Genomic DNA, 4,063 nt, shown 5'->3' with positions numbered 1-4,063 from the left:
CCACGGCTTCGGCCGAGCCACCCCGCACCCCCAAATCATCGAGCTCGGAGTGATCCAACCACCTCGAAGATCATTTCGTTAGGGGTTCTAAGGCGGGTCGGACACCGGCGGACCTGCGTCGTGATGGACGACCGTGATGCGGGGTCGGGGGCCCGGGTTTTCGAGTTCGTCTACGGCCGCGACGGCCAGGTCCTCGGCGCTGATCCACGGCCGGCCGTCGGCACCGGTGCGCAAGGTGTCGGTGCCGCGCCGATAGCGGCCGGTCCGCTCACCGGGCCCGAGCAGGGCCGACGGGCTCAGGCAGGTCCGATCGCCAGCGGCGTGGGCCCGGCAGGTCCGCAGCCGAGCGATCCCGGCGGCGGCGACGGTCTTCAACTCGCGGGAGCAGCAGCAGGCCGCCGACCGTCGGCTGCCGGCCCGCCAAGGTCAGTGGCCGCCGCCGCGGGCCTGGTCCGCGAGGTCGTGAACGAGGCCGGCGTCGTCGAGCTGATCACCCGGCTGATCACGCGCGGGCTCGGTATCGCGCTGCTGCCGTCGGCGTTCAGCCGGCCGCCGACGACCCCGGACCGGCGCCGGTCCCGGTGGCCGACGGGCCCGCATCGCATCGAGTATCTGGCGTGGAGCCGCTTCAACCCGAGCCCGGCCGGCCGGGCGATGCCCGACGTCCTCGGGGTCAGGGCACGGGCCCGGCCTTCTGTCCCGCGACGGCGGGTCATCCGGTCGCCGTCGCCGGCACCCCCTGCTCCGGCTCCGGCCGGACGCCCCCGGATCTCCGCAGGCTGAGGACCATCGTGAGGCCGCCGCCCGGTGTGTCCTCGGCGTCGAGCGTGCCGCCGATCGCCTCCGCGAAGCCGCGGGCGACCGCGAGACCGAGGCCGACTCCGGCGCCGCGGGGCGAGTCGCCGTAGCGCTGGAAGGGTTCGAATATGCGGGACTTGGCGTCGTCCGGAACGCCCGGACCGCGGTCGACGACACGGACCTCCACGCGGCCGGCGAGGGCACTGGCCGCGACCAGGACCCGTTCCCCCGGCGGGCTGTACTTGACCGCGTTCTCCACGACGTTGGCGACCGACCGTTCCAGCAGGCCCCGGTCCACGTCGACCATGGGGAGGGTCTCCGGGATGTCCAGGTCGACGCTGTCCTCGGGTACTCCGCCCAGCGCCATCGGGATCACCTCGTCCAGGTCGGTCTCGCGGATGATCGGCGTGACGGTTCCGGTCTGCAGGCGGGACATGTCGAGCAGGTTGCCGACGAGGAGGTCGAGGCGGTCGGCACCCTCCTCTATGGCTGCGAGAAGTTCCGCCTGGTCGGCCTCCGACCATTCGACGTCGTCCGAACGGAGCGAGGTGACCGACGCCTTGATGCCGGCCAGCGGGGTGCGCAGGTCGTGGCTGACGGCGGCCAGCAGGGCGGTGCGGATGCGGTTGCCCTCGGCCAGCTCCTTGGCCTGGTCCGCCTCCTGCCGCAGGCGCCGGCGGTCCAGGACGACGGCGGCCTGCGCGGCGAAGGCGGCCAGCACCCGGCGGTCCTCGGCCGGCAGGACACGGCCGGACAGGGCGAGGGACAGATGGTCGCCGGCCGGGACGTCGACGTCCGCGCCCTCGGGAGTGGCGCAGGGGCGCGGGCCGACGCTGCCCGCGCAGGTCCAGGGCGCCACGTCGCTCTCGCGTTCCAGCAGGGCCGCCGACTCCATGCCGAAAGTCTCGCGGACCCGCTCCAGCAGCTCCTCCAGACCGGTCTCGCCGCGCAGCACGCTGCCCGCGAGGAACGAGAGGATCTCCGACTCCGCGCGCAGCCGGGCGGCCTGCTGGGTGCGGCGGGCGGCCAGGCCGACCACGGACGCGACCGACGCGGCCACCCCGACGAAGATCGCGATGGCGACGATGTTCTCCGGATCGGCGATCGTCAGGGTGTGGACGGGCGGGGTGAAGTACCAGTTCAGGAGGAGGGATCCGACCACCGCCGAGGCCAGGGCCGGGAAGAGGCCGCCCAGCAGCGCCGCCGCCACCGTCGTCGTCAGGAACAGCAGCATGTCGTTGGCGAGCCCGACGTCCGCGAACACACCGCTCAGCAGCCAGGTCAGCAGGGCGGGGCCGGCGATGCCGACCAGCCAGCCCCAGATGATCCGGGAGCGGCCGAGCCGCCCGCCCCGGGCGACGGGCAGTCCGCGGCCCTTGCCGGCCTCGTCGTGGGTGATGAGGTGGACGTCGAGGTCGGGGCCGGACTCCCGGGCCACCGTGGAGCCGACGCCGGGGCCGAAGAGGGACTGCCAGCTCTTGCGGCGGGAGACGCCGAGGACGATCTGGGTGGCGTTGACGCCCCGGGCGAAGGCCAGCAGCGCGGCCGGTATGTCGTCGCCGACCACGTGGTGGAAGGTGCCGCCGAGTTCCTCCACGAGGGTGCGCTGGACGGCCAGTTCCTTCGGGGAGGCCGCGGTGAGGCCGTCGCTGCGGGAGATGTAGACGGCCATCACCTCGCCGCCGGCGCCCTTCTCCGCGAGCCGGACCGCACGCCGGATCAGGGTGCGGCCCTCGGGGCCGCCGGTCAGGCCGACCACGATCCGCTCGCGCGAGCCCCAGATGGTCGAGACACGGTGCTCGGTGCGGTACTCCTGCAGATAGGCGTCGACCCGGTCGGCCACCCACAGCAGGGCCAGCTCGCGCAGGGCGGTGAGGTTCCCGGGCCGGAAGTAGTTGGACAGGGCCGCGTCGACCTTGTCCGGCCGGTAGATGTTGCCGTGCGCCATACGGCGGCGCAGCGCCTGCGGCGACATGTCGACCAGCTCGATCTGGTCGGCCCGGCGCACGACCTCGTCGGGGACCGTCTCCTGCTGCCGGATGCCGGTGATCGACTCGACCACGTCGCCCAGCGACTCCAGGTGCTGGATGTTGACGGCCGAGATCACGTCGATCCCGGCCGCGAGCAGCTCCTCGACGTCCTGCCAGCGCTTGGTGTTCCGGGAGCCGGGGACGTTGGTGTGCGCGAGTTCGTCGACGAGGGCCACCCGGGGACGGCGGGCGAGGACCGCGTCGACGTCCATCTCGGTGAAGGTGCTGTTCCGGTACTCGATCTCCCTGCGCGGCACCTGCTCAAGGCCGTGCAGCATGACCTCGGTACGCGGCCGGTGGTGGTGTTCGACGAACGCGACCACGCAGTCGGTGCCCCGCTCCACCCGGCGGTGCGCCTCGGAGAGCATGGCGTAGGTCTTGCCGACGCCGGGGGCCGCGCCGAGGTAGATCCGGAGCTTGCCGCGTGCCATGGTCACCCTTCGAAGCGGTAGCCCATGCCGGGCTCGGTGATGAGATAGCGGGGGCTGGAGGGGTCGGCCTCGAGTTTGCGTCGCAACTGGGCCATGTAGACCCGTAGGTAGTTGGTCTTGTTGCTCTGGGAGACGCCCCACACCTCCTGCAGCAGCTGCTTCTGTGTGATCAGGCGTCCCGGGTGGGTGACCAGGATCTCCAGCAGGTGCCATTCGGTGGGGGTGAGGCGGACGTCACGGCCCTCCCGCACGACCTTCTTCGCGAGCAGGTCGATGGAGAACCCGTCCGTGCGGACCAGCGTGGCCTCCGGGACGAGCGGCAGGTCCTCGGTGCGGCGGACGGCGGCCCGCAGCCGGGCCAGCAGCTCGTCCATGCTGAACGGTTTGGTGATGTAGTCGTCGGCGCCGGCGTCGAGGGCCGAGACCTTCTCGTCGGAGGACTGCCGGGCCGACAGGACGAGGACCGGTACGCGGCTCCAGCCGCGCAGGGCCTTGATGACGTCGACGCCGTCCATGTCCGGCAGTCCGAGATCGAGCAGGACCACATCGGGCTGGCGGGCGGCCGCCAGCCGCAGCGCGGTGGCGCCGTCGGGGGCCGCGTCGACGCCGTACCGGCGGGCCTGCAGATTGATCACGAGGGCCCGTACGAGCTGCGGGTCGTCCTCCACCACGAGCACCCGGGTCATGGGTGTACGCCTCTCCTGTCATGGCTGCGGGAGCCGGCGGGACCGGGAGGTGTCCCGGTCCCGCCGACGCCCGGGGGTTGGGCCCAAGGCCGTCACTGCTTGGCCGCGAGGTCCTTCA

3 protein-coding genes are annotated in these 4,063 nt (G+C 72.5%); 1 reads left to right on the top strand and 2 read right to left on the bottom strand.

Features of this window, described 5'->3' with window-relative positions; genetic code table 11:
• Window positions 1-123 precede the first annotated feature (123 nt).
• The gene (locus ACIRU3_RS47420) at window positions 124-783 is read left to right on the top strand and encodes a hypothetical protein (protein WP_404070623.1); all 660 of its coding nucleotides are present in this window, start codon (window positions 124-126) and stop codon (window positions 781-783) included.
• Here ACIRU3_RS47420 and ACIRU3_RS47415 read toward each other — a convergent pair.
• Both ACIRU3_RS47415 and ACIRU3_RS47410 read right to left on the bottom strand, forming a co-directional pair.
• Window positions 713-3,259 (bottom strand): DUF4118 domain-containing protein, encoded by a 2,547-nt coding sequence (locus tag ACIRU3_RS47415; RefSeq protein ID WP_404070626.1) that lies wholly within the window; start codon window positions 3,257-3,259, stop codon window positions 713-715. The two genes, ACIRU3_RS47420 and ACIRU3_RS47415, sit on opposite strands and share 71 nt — an antisense overlap.
• 2 nt (window positions 3,260-3,261) lie before the next feature.
• Entirely contained in the window at window positions 3,262-3,945 is a 684-nt protein-coding gene (locus tag ACIRU3_RS47410; RefSeq protein WP_404070620.1) for a response regulator, read from the bottom strand.
• Window positions 3,946-4,063: the final 118 nt, after the last annotated feature.

The sequence above is a fragment of the Streptomyces sp. NPDC101151 genome (assembly GCF_044768335.1).
GTDB lineage: Bacteria > Actinomycetota > Actinomycetes > Streptomycetales > Streptomycetaceae > Streptomyces.
The sequence above is the reverse complement of the archived record's forward strand: the minus strand, read 5'-3'. Positions and strand labels throughout refer to the sequence as shown.